Raw genomic sequence first — 15935 nt, 5'->3', positions numbered from 1 at the left:
CGGTCGAATCACTTTGTCAGTGCATAGCGCATGAAGACAAACACAGAATATCGTACACACGTCAGGTATTAACTATTGAGTGACGAGTGTATTTGCTTGAGAGAAGCAAATCTCTTTATCCAATTGGAGGAATGAAGTATTAAAGGCGGAAAAAGAATCCCAACAACACGTCCAAATCGTATTAATGATGAAATTCGTGTTCCAGAGGTCCGTTTAACGGGTTTAGACGGTGAACAGTTAGGCATCATGAGCGCACGCGAAGCGCTTGAAAAAGCTGAAGAAGCAGGTGTAGACCTAGTTGAAATTAGCCCAAATGCTGAACCGCCAGTTTGTCGTATTATGGATTACGGCAAATTCCTTTATGAGAAGAGCAAATCTCAAAAAGAGCAAAAAAAGAAACAAAAAGTTGTTCAGGTGAAGGAAATTAAATTCCGCCCTGGTACAGATGAAGGTGATTATCAGGTCAAACTACGCAACCTGACTCGCTTTCTGGAAGATGGTGATAAAGCTAAAGTTACACTACGTTTCCGTGGTCGTGAAATGGCTCACCAGCAGATTGGTCTGGAAATGCTTAATCGCATCAAAGCTGATCTGGAAGAGCTGGCATCCGTAGAGTCTTTCCCTTCAAGAATTGAAGGGCGTCAGATGATCATGGTGCTGGCACCGAAGAAGAAATAATTAGGCCTGCAAGTAATATTCATTTATAGCAATATAGATGTTATTCGCCTAGTTAATTCGTAGTTAATCACAATGCGAAGTTGGAAATAAAAGAAATGCCAAAGATTAAAACTGTACGTGGCGCAGCAAAGCGCTTTAAAAAAACTGCAGGCGGTGGCTTTAAGCGTAAGCATGCAAACCTTCGTCATATCCTGACTAAAAAGTCAACTAAGCGTAAACGCCATTTACGTCCGAAAGGAATGGTATCTAAGGGCGATCTGGGTCTGGTAGTAGCTTGCCTGCCTTACGCATAAGTAAACAATTTAGTTAATTAAGATAAAAGACGATAGGAGATAGCTATGGCTCGCGCAAAACGTGGTGTAATCGCACGTGCACGTCACAAAAAAATTCTGAAGCAGGCGAAAGGTTACTATGGTGCACGTTCACGTGTTTACCGCGTAGCATTTCAAGCGGTAATCAAAGCTGGTCAATACGCTTACCGTGACCGCCGTCAACGTAAACGTCAGTTCCGTCAACTGTGGATCGCACGTATCAACGCTGCGGCTCGTCAGAATGGTCTGTCTTACAGCCGTTTCATCAATGGCTTGAAAAAAGCTTCAATTGAAATCGACCGTAAGATCTTAGCAGACATCGCAGTTTTCGATAAAGCAGCATTCACTGCTTTAGTTGAAAAAGCGAAAGGCGCTTTAGCTTAATTGTTTGCTTGAAAAGAGGAGGGTAACTTCCTCTTTTCATTTATAGCTATTTGTGTTAATACTTTAGACTCAGATAGTTATTAGGAATTTATTCTATGCATTTTGTGATTTTTCGTTTCTTTTTTTACTTTAGCACCTGAATTTCGGGGGCTTTTGCGCGTAAATAGAAAGAAGAAATGAAAAATTACGCTAAAGCCTCCTTAGGGAGGCTTTTTTGTTTCTAGTTTTAAATTAAGTGCAGTAAAATCAGTTAAGTATTCATTCATTACCAAATAGAATGTGAAGCTTAAAATATATAGTGAATAACTAGCAAAAAGACCAAGCGGTCATAAAGGGGAAACAATGCCACATCTCGCTGAGTTGGTTGCACAGGCAAAAGCAGCCATTGAACAGGCCCAAGATGTTGCTACGTTGGAGTCAGTGCGTGTTGAATATTTAGGCAAGAGCGGCCATTTCACACTACAGATGAAAACGTTGCGTGATCTGCCTGCTGAGGAACGTCCAGCAGCAGGGGCTGTGATAAATGAAGCTAAAGTACAGGTTCAAGATGCACTGAACGCCCGTAAGGACGCGATGCAAGCTGAAATTCTTAATGCACGTCTAGTGTCAGAAAAAATTGATGTGTCATTACCAGGGCGTCGTATGGAAAATGGTGGGTTACACCCAGTCACCCGTACAATTCAGCGAATTGAAGAGTTTTTTGGCGAATTGGGTTTCTCTGTAGAAACAGGTCCAGAAATCGAAGATGACTACCATAATTTTGATGCGCTAAATATACCTGCTCACCACCCCGCGCGTGCGGACCACGATACTTTTTGGTTCGATGCAAAACGCTTACTGCGTACGCAAACATCGGGTGTGCAAATCCGTACAATGAATGGCCAACAACCACCAATTCGTATCATTGCCCCAGGTCGTGTATATCGTAATGACTACGACCAAACGCATACACCTATGTTCCATCAAACAGAAGGCCTGATTGTTGATAAAGATATCAGCTTTACCAATCTAAAAGGCACATTACATGATTTTTTGAATAACTTCTTTGAAGAAGAAGTCCAAGTACGTTTCCGCCCATCTTATTTCCCATTCACAGAACCTTCAGCAGAAGTTGACGTTATGGGTAAAAATGGTAAGTGGTTAGAAGTATTAGGTTGCGGAATGGTGCATCCAAATGTATTACGCAATGTAGGTATTGACCCAGAAGTCTATTCAGGTTTTGCATTTGGTATGGGAATGGAGCGCTTAACAATGCTGCGTTACGGTGTTTCTGACCTGCGTGCATTCTTCGAAAATGATCTTCGTTTCCTCAAACAGTTTAAATAAGGCGGGTCTATCTCATGAAATTCAGTGAACTATGGTTACGCGAATGGGTAAACCCGGCGATCAGTAGTGAAGCATTATCAGAACAAATCACGATGGCAGGTTTGGAAGTTGACGGTGTAGATGCGGTTGCTGGCCAATTTCACGGCGTTGTTGTTGGTGAGGTGGTTGAGTGTGATCAACACCCAAACGCAGACAAACTGCGTGTCACAAAAGTTAACGTGGGTGGTGAGCGTTTATTAGATATCGTCTGTGGTGCACCAAACTGCCGTCAAGGTTTGAAAGTTGCTGTTGCTACCGTGGGTGCGGTATTGCCCGGTGATTTTAAAATTAAAGCAGCAAAATTACGTGGCGAGCCTTCTGAAGGTATGCTGTGTTCTTATTCTGAGCTGGGTATTTCCGATGATCATAGCGGAATTATTGAATTGCCGCAGGATGCCACTATCGGTACCGATATTCGTGAATATCTAAAACTTGATGATAATGCGATTGAAATCAGCATTACACCTAACCGTGCAGATTGCTTAAGTATTCTTGGGGTTGCACGTGATGTCGCAGTTATTAATAAATTAGCGTTAAATGAACCAGTTATTAATGCTGTATCTGCGACAACAAAAGATACATTCCCAATTCGAGTCGAAGCGCCAAATGCGTGCCCACGTTTTTTAGGGCGAGTGATCAAAGATATTGATGTTTCAGCACCGACACCAATGTGGATGAAAGAAAAGCTACGTCGTGGTGGAGTCCGTTCTATTGACGCTGTTGTGGATATTACCAACTACGTTTTATTGGAATTGGGCCAACCTCAACACGCCTACGATCTAGACCGTTTAGACGGTGCTATTGTTGCTCGTATGGCTAAAGATGGTGAGAAACTGGTTCTTCTTGACGGTAGCGAAGCAACATTGAAATCAGACACCTTAGTAATCGCTGATGAGTCTAAAGCACTCGGGATCGCGGGTATTTTTGGTGGTGAGCACTCAGGCGTTAATAACGAAACCAAAAATATTTTATTAGAGTGTGCGTTTTTTGACCCATTATCGATTACAGGCCGCGCACGTAACTACGGTTTACATACCGATGCTTCACACCGTTTTGAACGCGGTGTTGACCCACAATTGCAGTTTAAAGCGATTGAACGTGCAACCTCACTGATTGTGGATATTTGCGGTGGTGAAGTGGGTGAAATCATTGATGTCACCAGTGAACAGCATTTACCGAAAGCAGCCAATATTAAGCTGACGCGCAATAAATTAGACCGTTTGATCGGCCACTTTATTGAAGATGAGTTAGTCACTGATATTTTGACGCGTTTAGGATGTAAAGTCACGGTTTCGGCTAACACATGGGATGTTGTTGCTCCAAGTTGGCGCTTCGATATGCAAATCGAAGAAGATTTAGTGGAAGAAGTCGCGCGTGTTTATGGCTATAACAGTATTCCTGATGTGCCACTGCGTGCCGACCTGGTCATGACTAATCATAAAGAAGCTAACTTACCTTTAAAACGTATTAAAGCGATGTTAGTTGACCGTGGTTATCAAGAAGCAATTACATATAGTTTTGTTGATCCTAAAGTTCAAGCTTTACTGCACCCACAACAAGACGCATTGATTTTACCTAACCCGATTTCTGTCGATATGTCAGCGATGCGTTTATCGCTGTTGACTGGTTTATTAGGAACGGTTGTCTATAATCAGAATCGTCAACAAAATAGAATTCGTTTATTTGAGACAGGTCTGCGCTTTATTCCTGATAATCAAGCAGAATATGGGATCCGTCAGGAACCAATGCTTGCAGGGGTCATCACAGGCAATAGATTTGAAGAACATTGGTCATTAGATAAACAAGTTGTTGACTTCTTTGACTTAAAAGGTGATCTTGAAGCTGTTTTTGAATTGACTGGGAAACTAAATCAAATTACATTTAAATCTGAGGCACACCCTGCATTGCATCCAGGTCAAAGTGCTGGGATTTATCTGGAAAATGAACACATTGGCTTTATTGGTGTGGTCCACCCAGAATTAGAACGCAAACTCGATTTAAATGGTCGTACGGTGGTGTTTGAGGTTCGTAGTGATGCGATAGCACAACGTGTCATCCCTGAAGCTAAGGCGATTTCGCGCTATCCGTCGAACCGCCGTGACATCGCTGTAGTCGTGCCAGAAGATGTGGCTGCTGCTGAAGTTTTAGCAGAGTGTAAAAAAGTTGGCATAAATCATATAGTTGGCATAAACTTATTTGATGTGTACTGTGGTGAAGGAATAGCAGATGGCTACAAGAGCCTTGCTATCAGTCTTGTCTTCCAAGATACCCAACGTACCATGGAAGAAGAAGAGATCACTGCTACCGTTGATCTGTGTATTGCTGCGTTAAAACAGCGATTCCAAGCCTCCTTGAGGGACTAAACCTATGGCGCTTACTAAAGCTGAAATGTCAGAAAATTTGTTTGAAAAACTGGGTGTTAGCAAACGTGATGCTAAAGACCTTGTCGAAACTTTCTTTGAAGAGGTTCGCCTTTCCTTAGAAAATGGTGAGCAAGTAAAATTATCTGGATTCGGTAACTTTGATTTACGTGATAAAAATCAACGTCCCGGACGTAACCCAAAAACTGGGGAAGATATTCCAATTACTGCACGCCGTGTTGTTACTTTCCGCCCAGGCCAAAAATTGAAAAGCCGTGTAGAAAAAGCAACACCGAAAGAGTAATTATATCGTTTGATATAGAAAAAGACCGCCTAGGCGGTCTTTTGTTTTTAAGAATTTTAAGCGTGTAATTTAGTGTGAATCAATATCTCAATAAAGGTAATCATTCTATTATTTAATAGGATATTTTCTTTCGAAGGTGTTTTAAATTGTTCTGCTAATAGCCTCGGCGCTACGCATATAGCAAGGTTTTTTGCATCCATTTTTGTTGCTGGGTTTTTAGCAATATCAGCCAAAAGTGAGATAAGCATGTTGAATGGTAATGTCGGTGTTTCCCAATTAATTCTGGTTTTTGTATTGGCTAATATAATTTTTTCTTTTTCGCCAGTAATCCCATTATTTTTCATAAATTCGATAACATCTCGCTGATTTTGAAGAGCATCGCTTAAAGCTCGGTCAGGCGATTTGTTCAAGAAATCGGTGGAATAATCTTGCTTGTCCATGATCTGTCCAAATAATTCTTTATAAGCCAAAGTCATGGATGGTAGGCTGATATTATGTTCATCAATAAATTTTTGAGTAAGTTGCTTACCTGAATTTAAACGTTCAAAGATATTATTCATATCTGTTTTCTTACCTGAAAGTCTGAAGATTCCTTCAGTTGACGCAAACTCAGGATGTAGCCGAATTGCCTTATCTAATTTATTGAACTGATGATGCTTTTTTTGTTCTTCATAAGTTGTTTTTTTTTGAGCTTTAATCGCATTTCTATTTTCTATATATTTCAATATAATATCTATATTATTGGTTGCGGATTGTAATCTATCTTTTTGTATATTTTCAGTTTTTGAAATAATATCCATGCTAATTGAAAGGTTATCGGCATCGTTACTAGTTTTAGGCATGTGAGTGCTATGAGCTTTAATGTTATCTGAACGATATATTGGGTTCTCATATACTTTAAATTTGGTTTTGTTGCTAAATAGCGGATAACAGAATATTTTATTACACATGAATTTTATTTGTTGCCAAAATGAAGGCGGCTTAGGCTCTTGGACAAATGGATTAGTCATTTGTGAGGGAGTTTTAATGGGCAACTTAGTTGAAATGCTCATAGTGTTCCTTTGGTTTTGTGGTTGATGAAGCTCTAATTATCATAGGTAGTTGTTATCGTATTTCTTTCATAAATAGATATAATCGAGAATTCACAACGCTATTTTAAATATTATTAACATAATGAATAATCACTTAATAAATCTTCAAAAAAATCAGCTTCGCTCTGATATGCGATTAGTTATTGTGCTAATAATTTTATTAGTAGTCACCGCAGTGATTGCATTAAGCGTGGGTGAAATTCATCTATGGCCAAATCAATGGATGAATGACACTGCACAACTTTTTGTCTGGCAAATTCGCTTTCCCCGCACACTAGCGGTCATTGTCATTGGCGCAGCTCTTGCAGTCACAGGGGCTATAATGCAAGCTTTATTTGAAAACCCTTTAGCAGAACCAGGCTTATTAGGGGTTAGCAATGGTGCGGGTGTTGCAGTGGTGCTGACTGTATTATTATCATCAGGTGTGACGCATTATTGGCTATTAAGTGTTAGCGCGATTATAGGGGCTTTATTATTTACCTCCATATTGCTTTACTTTGCTCGTCGTAAGAACTTGAATAATTCGAGTTTATTGCTTGTTGGGGTTGCACTTGGTGTGATTAGTGGGGCTTGCATGACATGGATGGTGTATATGAGCAGTAACCTTGATTTGCGGCAGTTACTGTATTGGATGATGGGGAGTTTTAGTGGGGTTGACTGGCGTCAAATTGGCCTTGTTATTGGCTGTTTACCGTTTTTAATTTGGGTGCTCTTCCAAGGTAATATACTGAATTATCTTTCATTAGGTACAGTACAAGCTTATCAATTAGGAATCTCAGTCCATAAATGGCGCGTGATATTAATTATTATTAGTGGTGTATTAATTGGCCTCAGCGTCGCTATTGCGGGTGCGATTAGTTTTATTGGTTTGGTTATTCCTCATATATTGCGATTAAGTGGTTTAACAGATAACCGAGTATTATTAGTTGGTTCTGCTGTAGCAGGGGCATTAGGGTTATTAATTGCAGATATACTGTCTCGGTTATTAATCGCCAATGCCGAAGTTCCTATTGGTGTTATTACGGCCACCTTAGGGGCACCGATATTTATTTTCTTGTTAATTCGTCACCAACAATGGCGGTAGAAGTGATGGATAACAAATTAATTATTGATATTAAAAATATTACCGTCGATACTCGATTGATTAATGTTTCAGCTCAAGTGCGGGCTGGAGAACAAATTCATCTATTGGGTGCGAATGGGGCGGGGAAAAGTACATTATTAGCTGCGATAAGCGGTTATTTACCTGTAGGTGGCGATATTTTAATTGATGGCCGAAGTATACGGCAATATCGTATTGCACAATTAAGCCAACAGCGTGCTTATCTTTCACAATTAGTTAGTTACGTTCCTATACTCAAAGTTTTTCAATACTTTGGTCTTTTTTCACCTGACACCTTGTTTTCCAATGATATTTTTGATCGCTTATGTTCAGATTTTCAACTGACATCATTATTAAGTAAACCTATTAGCCAACTCTCGGGTGGAGAATGGCAGAGGGTTCGAATTACAGCCGCATTTTTGCAGGTTTGGGATAAACAGCAATGTAAGGGAAAATTCATATTATTGGATGAGCCGACCAATAATTTAGATATTATTCAGCAATCGATGCTTGATAAATGGATTAAATATTTTTGTGATTGCTTAGGAACCGTTATAATGAGTGGTCATGACCTTAGTCATTCATATAAAAATGCATCTTGTATTTGGATGATGAAACAAGGACAGTTAGTCGCAATAGGGAAACCAGAGTGCATAATGACAGAAAATAATTTATCTGACATATTTATGTCTGAAATTAAGTTAAGTCACAGTACATCTCATCAAGTGTGGCAGGTTATAAATTTAGCGGATAAGCAATAAGTTGTTTTTATCACACATTTTTACATGATAATCCCGCAATGTTTGCAGGTGTTGAGGTTCGGTTAAAGTATAATTAACTAGAATATTCTATTCACAATGAAAACTAGGCTATTAACAATATGAGCAATTTCTTACCATTTTCAAAACCAGCAATTGGTGATGAAGAGGTCAAGGCAGTAGAAAACGTTCTGCGTTCAGGCTGGATAACAACAGGCCCACAGAATCATCAGCTAGAAGACGATTTTTGTAAGCGTTATGGCTGTAAACATGCAATTGCATTGTCATCAGCTACTGCAGGCATGCATGTTGTATTAATGGCATTGGGTATTGGTCCTGGTGATGAAGTCATCACGCCTTCTCAAACATGGGTATCTACAATCAATATGATTGAGTTGCTTGGGGCAACACCGGTCATGATTGATGTTGATCGTGATACATTAATGATCCAACCTGATGCCGTAGAAAAAGCGTTAACAGAAAAAACAAAGGCTATTATCCCAGTACACTATGCGGGAGCTCCTTGTGATCTTGACGCATTGCGTTTGATTGCTCAAAAAGCCGGTGTAGCATTAATCGAAGATGCGGCACATGCCGTGGGTACTCGTTATAAAGATGAGTGGATTGGCGAAAAGGGAACGTCTATTTTTTCTTTTCATGCCATCAAAAATGTCACCTGTGCGGAAGGGGGATTAGTCGCAACAGATGACGATGAACTTGCTCAGCGTGTACGTACACTCAAGTTTCACGGTCTAGGGGTTGATGCGTTTGATAGACAAATGCAAGGCCGTAAGCCGCAAGCCGAGGTTGTTGAGCCCGGTTTTAAATATAATTTATCAGACATTCACGCCGCGATTGCAGTGGTGCAGTTATCACGAGTTGAGCAATTAAATCAGCGTCGTGCGGAACTTACAGCTCGTTATCGTGAGTTACTGAAAAATTCTCCTTTACAAATGTTGAGTGTCCCTAGTTACTCTCATTTACATGCAAATCATTTATTTATGGTACGTGTCGATAAAGCAGCATGCGGTATTGATCGCGATACATTCATGGAAAAATTGAAAGAGCATGATATTGGAACAGGGTTGCACTTTCGTGCCGCGCATACACAAAAATATTATCGCGAAAAATACCCTGAGTTAGTTTTACCTGAATCAACATGGAATAGCGCCACATTGTGTTCGTTACCTTTATTTCCCGATATGACTGATGCAGATGTTGAACGGGTCGTTAAAGCTGTAGAAGCAGTTCTTTTGGAGTCAAAATAGTGTCACACGCAGATGAATTTGATGAGATTAAAAAAGTCTCAGTGGTTATCCCTGTCTATAATGAAGAGCAGAGTTTACCGCAATTGTTAGAACGTACTATCAAGTCATGTAAACAATTAACTCAATCCTATGAATTAATTCTAGTTGATGATGGTAGTAGCGATCGTTCAGCACAAATGCTTACAGAAGCCGCAGAAAATCCAGATAACCACGTTATTGCAATTATTTTAAACCGTAACTATGGGCAGCATTCTGCTATTATGGCGGGTTTTAACCAAGCTGATGGCGACTTAGTGATTACTTTGGATGCGGATTTACAAAATCCACCAGAGGAAATCCCACGTTTAGTGCAAACAACTATGCAAGGTTATGATGTAGTTGGTACGCGCCGTGCGAATCGCCAAGACTCTTGGTTTCGCAAAACAGCCTCTAAAATGATCAATGCGATGATCACCAAAGCGACAGGGCGTTCAATGGGAGATTACGGCTGTATGTTACGTGCATACCGCCGTCATATCATTCAAGCTATGTTGCAATGTCATGAAAGAAGTACATTTATTCCTATTTTGGCAAATACATTTGCACGTAGAACCATTGAAATTGATGTAGCGCATGCAGAACGCGAGTTTGGTGATTCTAAATACAGCTTTATGAAGCTGATTAATTTAATGTATGACTTATTAACATGCCTGACTACAGCGCCACTACGTTTATTGAGTGTTGTAGGAAGTATTATCGCTGCTGGCGGTTTTTTATTAGCGGTATTGTTAATTGCATTGCGTTTAATTTTTGGCGCAGAGTGGGCAGCAGATGGCGTATTTACTCTGTTTGCAGTACTCTTTATGTTTATTGGTGCACAATTTGTTGCCATGGGGCTACTGGGCGAATACATCGGTAGGATCTACAATGATGTGCGCGCAAGACCTCGTTATTTTATTCAAAAAGTCGTTGGAGCAGATGCGAAATCCGACAAAAATCAGGAAGAAGACTAATGAAAGCTATTGTTTTTGCCTATCATGATATTGGCTGCGTAGGGCTAAAAGCGCTTGAAAAAGCAGGTTTTGATATCCAAGCAGTGTTTACACACACTGATGACCCAAATGAAAACCACTTTTACTCCTCAGTTGCGCGTTTAAGTGCTGACATGGAGCTTCCTGTTTTTGCGCCTGAAAACGTTAATCATCCATTATGGATTGAACGTATTCGCGAAATGAAACCTGATGTGATTTTCTCTTTCTACTATCGTGATATGTTAAGTGAAGAGCTGTTAGCTATCGCGCCTAAAGGTGCGTTTAATTTACACGGCTCATTGCTACCTAAATACCGCGGTCGTGCACCTATTAATTGGGCATTATTAAAAGGTGAAAGCGAAACTGGTGTGACCTTACATAAAATGGTAGCTAAAGCTGACGCTGGCGATATTATTGCTCAAGAAAAAGTGGTGATTACCGATACAGACACTAGCCTAACTTTACATGCGAAAGTACGTGAAGCGGCGGAAGTTTTATTGAATAAAACACTGCCATTAATTGAAGCTGGTAGCTACAAATCTGTTGCACAAGATGAAAGCCAAGCAACATATTTTGGTCGTCGTACCGCTGAAGATGGTTTGATTAATTGGAATAATAGCGCAAAAGAAGTTAACTGCTTAATTCGTGCAGTAACTGAACCTTACCCAGGTGCGTTCACTTATTTAGGCGCACGTAAAATGGTTATCTGGCGCGCACGCGTTTTAGATGATAACCAAGGTAAAGCAGCTGGTACGGTACTTTCGAGTGACCCACTGCGTATTGCTTGCGGGCAAGGCGCTATCGAAGTGATTAGCGGCCAAAGCGAGACTGGTTTATATATGCAAGGTAGCCGCCTTGCTAACGAAATGGGTATCGTAACTGATGTCCGTGTTGGAGCAAAACCAACAGCACAAGTTAAACGCCGCACACGTGTTCTTATTTTAGGTGTGAATGGGTTTATTGGTAACCATTTAACGGAGCGCCTATTAAAAGACGGTAACTACGATATTTATGGTATGGATATCGGTTCTTCTGCGATTGAGCGTTTTATTGGTAACCCACGCTTCCACTTCATTGAAGGTGACGTTAGCATCCATACAGAATGGATTGAATACCACATCAAAAAATGTGACGTTATTCTGCCTCTGGTTGCGATTGCAACGCCAATCGAATATACCCGTAATCCATTACGCGTTTTCGAATTAGACTTTGAAGAAAACTTGAAAGTTGTACGTTACTGCGTGAAATATAACAAACGTATTATCTTCCCATCGACGTCTGAAGTTTATGGTATGTGTGATGATAAAGAGTTTGATGAAGACGAGTCACGCTTAATCGTCGGCCCAATCAATAAACAACGTTGGATTTACTCAGTTTCTAAACAATTACTTGACCGAGTGATTTGGGCATACGGTGCGAAAGAAGGTTTAAAATTCACCTTATTCCGTCCATTCAACTGGATGGGGCCTCGCTTAGATAGCTTGAATTCTGCACGTATTGGTAGTTCGCGTGCGATTACTCAGTTAATTCTAAACTTAGTTGAAGGTTCGCCAATTAAACTGGTTGACGGTGGTGCACAAAAACGTTGCTTTACAGATATTAAAGACGGTATCGAAGCGTTATTCCGTATTATCGAAAACAAAGATGGCAAATGTGATGGTCAGATCATCAATATCGGTAACCCAACTAACGAAGCGAGTATTCGTGAATTAGCAGAAATGTTGTTGGAAAGCTTCGAAAAACACCCTCAACGTGGGAAATTTCCTCCATTTGCAGGCTTCCGTGAAATCGAAAGCAGCAGCTATTATGGCCAAGGGTATCAAGATGTTGAACACCGTAAACCAAGTGTTGAAAATGCACGTCGTTTACTGGATTGGGTCCCAACTATCGATATGAAAGATACCATCGAAGAAACATTAGATTTCTTCTTACAAGGTGCAGTTGAAGAGTTAGGTAATAAAGACTAATGAAAAAAGTTGGCTTGAGAATTGATGTGGATACCTACCAAGGTACCTTGAAAGGGGTTCCACAGCTACTCAAAGTGCTCAAAGAGCATAATATCCAGGCCAGCTTTTTCTTCAGTGTAGGACCCGATAACATGGGGCGCCATTTATGGCGCCTTTTGCGTCCTAAATTTCTGTGGAAAATGCTTAGGTCGAACGCTGCATCCCTTTATGGGTTAGATATCTTATTAGCGGGCACAGCATGGCCGGGTAAAAAAATTGCTAAAGATTTAGGTTATTTGATGAAACAAACTTTGGATGCTGGTCATGAAGTTGGCTTACATGCATGGGACCATCAAGGTTGGCAGGCTAAAGTTGCCAAATGGAGCAAACCGCAACTAACAGAGCAAGTTAAGTTAGGGGTGGATGCGCTGGAGCAAGCCATTGGACACCGAGTGACTTGTTCTGCCGTTGCTGGTTGGCGAGGTGATGAGCGTGTGTTGGAAGTTAAACAAGCGTTTAACTTTGACTACAACAGTGATTGTCGTGGTAAATACCCATTTAGGCCAATTTTAGCCGATGGCTCACTCGGGACGGTTCAAATCCCTGTCACACTGCCGACTTACGATGAAGTCGTAGGGACAGTCGTGAGTGATGATGCATTTAATGATTTTATTCTTCAAGCAATTAAAGAAGATCAAGGCGTTCCAGTTTATACTATCCATACAGAAGTGGAAGGAATGTCCAAATCGGAACAATTTTCACAATTATTGGAACGAATTACACAAGAAGAAATCCAATTCTGTACATTGAGTGAATTACTGCCAGACAATTTGAATTCATTGCCCAAAGGGCGTGTGGTGAGGGCACCATTCCCCGGACGTGAAGGCTGGCTAGGCTGCCAAGAAGAGGAATAAGCAACCTATGTTGAATAACCGAGCGAGCAAAGTAGGAGCCTCTCTGCTGGCTCTTTTTTTTATCCTAACCTATTTGTTGCCGTTGAATAGTCGTTTACTTTGGCAACCAGATGAAACGCGATACGCAGAAATTAGCCGTGAAATGTTACAGCGTGGCGATTGGATTGTTCCTTACATGCTGGATGTACGCTATTTTGAAAAACCAGTGGCAGGTTACTGGATAAACAATATTAGCCAAATGATCTTTGGTGAAACTAATTTTGCTGTTCGCTTTGGTTCGGTTTTTTGTATTCTTCTCAGTGCATTACTTGTCTATCGTATGGCAAAGATGATGTGGCGTAATAACCACGTTGCCTATGTTGCAAGCCTCATTTATATCTCGATGTTCTTAGTGTTTTCCATCGGGACCTACAGTGTACTCGACCCAATGTTGTCTTTATGGATAGCGGCAAGTATGTTTTGTTGCTTGTGGGCAATGAAATCGAGGGAAGTAAAGTCCAAATTAGCGGCGTGGCTTTGTCTTGGGCTAGCTTGTGGCATGGCATTTATGACCAAAGGCTTTTTAGCCCTTGCTATTCCAGTGATTGTCATGCTGCCTGTCACAATCTATCAAAAGCGGTTTCTTGAGCTACTCAAATATGGGCCGCTTGCAATAATTTCTGCGGTTATTATCAGCTTGCCATGGGCTTTGGCGGTTGCAAAACAAGAGCCTGATTATTGGCATTATTTCTTTTGGATTGAGCACATTAAGCGGTTCACGGCAGATGATGCTCAGCATATCGCACCGTTTTGGTATTATATTCCGATTATTATTCTTGGCGCTATTCCATGGGCAGGGCTGTTACCCGGTGCTATCATGAAAGGTTGGAAAGAACGTAAATCTAGCCCCGATATGTTTTTCTTACTGTGCTGGTTTGTTGTTCCCGTCATCTTTTTCAGTATTTCCCGCGGTAAGTTACCAACGTATATGTTGCCGTTTATGGCGCCATTGGCATTGCTTATGGCAAAGTATGGGGTTGACTGCGTTCGTAGTGGTAAAATGAAAGCATTGAAAGCCAATGGGATTATTAATGTTGTATTAGGGATCGCTGCGGTTATAGCGGTAATTGTCGTGAGCACAGTGATCAAAAAGCCGTTATACGAACCTGATGAATGGTCAAAAATGGTGTTAGGTGTCGTTGCCTTTTCTATTTGGGCGATTATCGGTTACCTATGTACGGTATTAAATGCGAAATATTGGTTATGGGCCGCATCGTGCTCTTTGGCCGTGAGTTTGTGTATTGGCAGTGCTTTGCCGAACAACACCATCGATTCTAAATTGCCTCAAAACTTTATTCATCAAAATCATGATTTACTGATGAATAGCAAATATCTGATGGCAAGTAATGTTGGGGTCGCAGCCGGTCTTGCTTGGGAAACTCAAAATTCCAATATCTATTTATACAATAGTAGTGGAGAGTTAAGTTATGGGTTGGAATATCCAGATAGCCAACATCGCTTAATAAAACCGGACCAGTTTGCACAATGGCTGACAAAAGCACGTAAAGAAGGGCAGGTAACTGTTGTCTTTTTATTAGGCCGTAAAGAAGGTCTGCCAGATATTCCTAAGCCAGATGAAGTTATTAAAAATTCACGTATGGCGATTGTGGTTTATCATCAACAATGATTGCACAACTATTACTGTTATTGCTGGTTAGCGTTTTGACCTGTATTGGACAAGTGGCTCAAAAGCAAGCCGTCGTCAATTGGCAGAGTAATAAAACCAATAAAACAGCATCAGCCCTTCGGTGGTTGGTGCTGGCGGTTTTCATGCTAGGGCTTGGCATGTTGTTTTGGTTGAAATTATTGGAAACCATGCCGCTAAGTATCGCGTATCCAATGCTAAGTATTAATTTTGTGTTAATTACGCTAATTGGCCAGTTTGTTTATAAAGAACAAACTGGGCTCAACCACTGGTTAGGGGTTGCTGCCATTATGTTTGGTATTTTGCTAATGAGTATCAGCGTATGAACAAGGGTTATTTATGGGTGATTGGCAGTGCGTTATTAGTTACAGTCGCTCAACTGAGCTTAAAAGCAGGGGTAGTTGAATTACCCTCATTCGCACTTGGCTGGCATTGGCTGCAATTGGATTGGTTACTCGCTAATATTACTAGTTTAGGAATTATTTTTTTAGGGTTAGTTTGTTATGCGTTATCGATGTTATGTTGGCTATTAGCATTAAAATACATAGCATTGAATAAAGCTTATCCGCTTATTAGCTTAAGCTATGTTTTCGTTTATTTATTAGCAGTTTTCTTACCTTGGTTTAATGAACCTGCTACAGGGTTAAAGGCCATTGGTATCTGTTTTATTTTATTAGGGGTATGGCTAATTAGCCGACCTAATAAATCATCAAGTGATAGAATAGAATAATTCTTAGTTGCTTATATTATAGTCTTCACG

At 40.6% G+C, this 15935-nt stretch carries 17 protein-coding genes and 1 other annotated feature; of the genes, 16 read left to right on the top strand and 1 reads right to left on the bottom strand.

The features are described 5' to 3' along the window. Positions 1-138: 138 nt before the first annotated feature. The 7 genes from infC (at position 139) to ihfA (ending at position 5402) form a co-directional block, all read left to right on the top strand. A complete protein-coding gene (infC, locus tag FVA69_RS12675) occupies positions 139-678 on the top strand; it encodes a translation initiation factor IF-3 (RefSeq protein WP_071524539.1) in 540 nt (179 codons plus the stop codon). Positions 679-773: 95 nt separating this feature from the next. Continuing rightward, the gene (gene rpmI / locus FVA69_RS12670; protein WP_004263702.1) at positions 774-971 is read left to right on the top strand and encodes a 50S ribosomal protein L35; all 198 of its coding nucleotides are present in this window, start codon (positions 774-776) and stop codon (positions 969-971) included. Positions 972-1016: 45 nt separating this feature from the next. Beyond that, positions 1017-1373 carry a 50S ribosomal protein L20 gene (gene rplT, locus FVA69_RS12665; protein WP_004263714.1) on the top strand — a complete coding sequence of 119 codons (357 nt, stop codon included), beginning with the start codon at positions 1017-1019 and terminating at the stop codon, positions 1371-1373. Positions 1374-1462: 89 nt separating this feature from the next. Further along, positions 1463-1592, top strand: a sequence feature (Phe leader region). Beyond that, on the top strand, positions 1469-1513 hold the full coding sequence (gene pheM / locus FVA69_RS21830) for a pheST operon leader peptide PheM (RefSeq protein ID WP_123382177.1): 45 nt from the start codon (positions 1469-1471) through the stop codon (positions 1511-1513). (Overlaps the previous feature by 45 nt.) Positions 1593-1715: 123 nt before the next feature. After that, positions 1716-2699, top strand: a complete 984-nt coding sequence (pheS, locus tag FVA69_RS12655) for a phenylalanine--tRNA ligase subunit alpha (RefSeq protein WP_004263717.1) — start codon at positions 1716-1718, stop codon at positions 2697-2699. Positions 2700-2713: 14 nt separating this feature from the next. Next, positions 2714-5101 carry a phenylalanine--tRNA ligase subunit beta gene (gene pheT / locus FVA69_RS12650; RefSeq protein ID WP_164528920.1) on the top strand — a complete coding sequence of 796 codons (2388 nt, stop codon included), beginning with the start codon at positions 2714-2716 and terminating at the stop codon, positions 5099-5101. Positions 5102-5105: 4 nt separating this feature from the next. Then, positions 5106-5402 carry an integration host factor subunit alpha gene (gene ihfA, locus FVA69_RS12645; RefSeq protein WP_004263721.1) on the top strand — a complete coding sequence of 99 codons (297 nt, stop codon included), beginning with the start codon at positions 5106-5108 and terminating at the stop codon, positions 5400-5402. A 56-nt stretch (positions 5403-5458) separates the two neighbouring features. Here the strand turns inward: ihfA and FVA69_RS12640 are convergent, their stop codons facing one another. Next, entirely contained in the window at positions 5459-6454 is a 996-nt protein-coding gene (locus tag FVA69_RS12640) for a RhoGAP domain-containing protein (protein ID WP_109911248.1), read from the bottom strand. A gap of 121 nt (positions 6455-6575) precedes the next feature. On the opposite strand from FVA69_RS12640, the gene btuC reads away from it, so the two are divergent. From btuC to arnF, 9 genes are all read left to right on the top strand, one after another. Then, positions 6576-7577, top strand: coding sequence for a vitamin B12 ABC transporter permease BtuC (gene btuC / locus FVA69_RS12635; protein ID WP_164528919.1), 1002 nt, complete (start codon positions 6576-6578; stop codon positions 7575-7577). 5 nt (positions 7578-7582) lie between these two features. Then, the gene (locus FVA69_RS12630; RefSeq protein ID WP_226537833.1) at positions 7583-8356 is read left to right on the top strand and encodes a vitamin B12 ABC transporter ATP-binding protein BtuD; all 774 of its coding nucleotides are present in this window, start codon (positions 7583-7585) and stop codon (positions 8354-8356) included. A gap of 119 nt (positions 8357-8475) precedes the next feature. After that, positions 8476-9621 (top strand): UDP-4-amino-4-deoxy-L-arabinose aminotransferase, encoded by a 1146-nt coding sequence (gene arnB / locus FVA69_RS12625; protein WP_109911251.1) that lies wholly within the window; start codon positions 8476-8478, stop codon positions 9619-9621. Then, a complete protein-coding gene (gene arnC / locus FVA69_RS12620; RefSeq protein ID WP_164528917.1) occupies positions 9621-10613 on the top strand; it encodes an undecaprenyl-phosphate 4-deoxy-4-formamido-L-arabinose transferase in 993 nt (330 codons plus the stop codon). Before arnB ends, arnC begins: the two co-directional genes overlap by 1 nt. Beyond that, positions 10613-12598 carry a bifunctional UDP-4-amino-4-deoxy-L-arabinose formyltransferase/UDP-glucuronic acid oxidase ArnA gene (arnA, locus tag FVA69_RS12615; protein ID WP_109911252.1) on the top strand — a complete coding sequence of 662 codons (1986 nt, stop codon included), beginning with the start codon at positions 10613-10615 and terminating at the stop codon, positions 12596-12598. Before arnC ends, arnA begins: the two co-directional genes overlap by 1 nt. Then, positions 12598-13491, top strand: a complete 894-nt coding sequence (gene arnD / locus FVA69_RS12610) for a 4-deoxy-4-formamido-L-arabinose-phosphoundecaprenol deformylase (RefSeq protein ID WP_115167380.1) — start codon at positions 12598-12600, stop codon at positions 13489-13491. Before arnA ends, arnD begins: the two co-directional genes overlap by 1 nt. Before the next feature lie 7 nt (positions 13492-13498). Continuing rightward, positions 13499-15157 (top strand): lipid IV(A) 4-amino-4-deoxy-L-arabinosyltransferase, encoded by a 1659-nt coding sequence (gene arnT, locus FVA69_RS12605; RefSeq protein WP_109911254.1) that lies wholly within the window; start codon positions 13499-13501, stop codon positions 15155-15157. Next, positions 15154-15501, top strand: a complete 348-nt coding sequence (arnE, locus tag FVA69_RS12600; RefSeq protein ID WP_004910381.1) for a 4-amino-4-deoxy-L-arabinose-phosphoundecaprenol flippase subunit ArnE — start codon at positions 15154-15156, stop codon at positions 15499-15501. Before arnT ends, arnE begins: the two co-directional genes overlap by 4 nt. Further along, on the top strand, positions 15498-15905 hold the full coding sequence (gene arnF, locus FVA69_RS12595; protein ID WP_004910382.1) for a 4-amino-4-deoxy-L-arabinose-phosphoundecaprenol flippase subunit ArnF: 408 nt from the start codon (positions 15498-15500) through the stop codon (positions 15903-15905). The genes arnE and arnF overlap by 4 nt, the downstream gene beginning before the upstream one ends. The last annotated feature ends 30 nt before the right edge of the window (positions 15906-15935 follow it).

This window comes from Providencia sp. PROV004 (assembly GCF_011045615.1).
Classification (GTDB): Bacteria; Pseudomonadota; Gammaproteobacteria; order Enterobacterales; family Enterobacteriaceae; genus Providencia; species Providencia rettgeri.
The sequence above is the reverse complement of the archived record's forward strand: the minus strand, read 5'-3'. Positions and strand labels throughout refer to the sequence as shown.

What these genes read in the sequence shown, in the direction of transcription:
- arnA (WP_109911252.1), top strand. Translation starts at nt 10,613, where the DNA reads ATGAAAGCTATTGTTTTTGCCTATCATGATATTGGCTGCGTAGGGCTA.
- rplT (WP_004263714.1), top strand. Translation starts at nt 1,017, where the DNA reads ATGGCTCGCGCAAAACGTGGTGTAATCGCACGTGCACGTCACAAAAAA.
- pheS (WP_004263717.1), top strand. Translation starts at nt 1,716, where the DNA reads ATGCCACATCTCGCTGAGTTGGTTGCACAGGCAAAAGCAGCCATTGAA.
- FVA69_RS12630 (WP_226537833.1), top strand. Translation starts at nt 7,583, where the DNA reads ATGGATAACAAATTAATTATTGATATTAAAAATATTACCGTCGATACT.
- arnE (WP_004910381.1), top strand. Translation starts at nt 15,154, where the DNA reads ATGATTGCACAACTATTACTGTTATTGCTGGTTAGCGTTTTGACCTGT.
- btuC (WP_164528919.1), top strand. Translation starts at nt 6,576, where the DNA reads ATGAATAATCACTTAATAAATCTTCAAAAAAATCAGCTTCGCTCTGAT.
- arnF (WP_004910382.1), top strand. Translation starts at nt 15,498, where the DNA reads ATGAACAAGGGTTATTTATGGGTGATTGGCAGTGCGTTATTAGTTACA.
- pheT (WP_164528920.1), top strand. Translation starts at nt 2,714, where the DNA reads ATGAAATTCAGTGAACTATGGTTACGCGAATGGGTAAACCCGGCGATC.
- ihfA (WP_004263721.1), top strand. Translation starts at nt 5,106, where the DNA reads ATGGCGCTTACTAAAGCTGAAATGTCAGAAAATTTGTTTGAAAAACTG.
- rpmI (WP_004263702.1), top strand. Translation starts at nt 774, where the DNA reads ATGCCAAAGATTAAAACTGTACGTGGCGCAGCAAAGCGCTTTAAAAAA.
- arnT (WP_109911254.1), top strand. Translation starts at nt 13,499, where the DNA reads ATGTTGAATAACCGAGCGAGCAAAGTAGGAGCCTCTCTGCTGGCTCTT.
- arnB (WP_109911251.1), top strand. Translation starts at nt 8,476, where the DNA reads ATGAGCAATTTCTTACCATTTTCAAAACCAGCAATTGGTGATGAAGAG.
- arnD (WP_115167380.1), top strand. Translation starts at nt 12,598, where the DNA reads ATGAAAAAAGTTGGCTTGAGAATTGATGTGGATACCTACCAAGGTACC.
- FVA69_RS12640 (WP_109911248.1), bottom strand. Translation starts at nt 6,454, where the DNA reads ATGAGCATTTCAACTAAGTTGCCCATTAAAACTCCCTCACAAATGACT.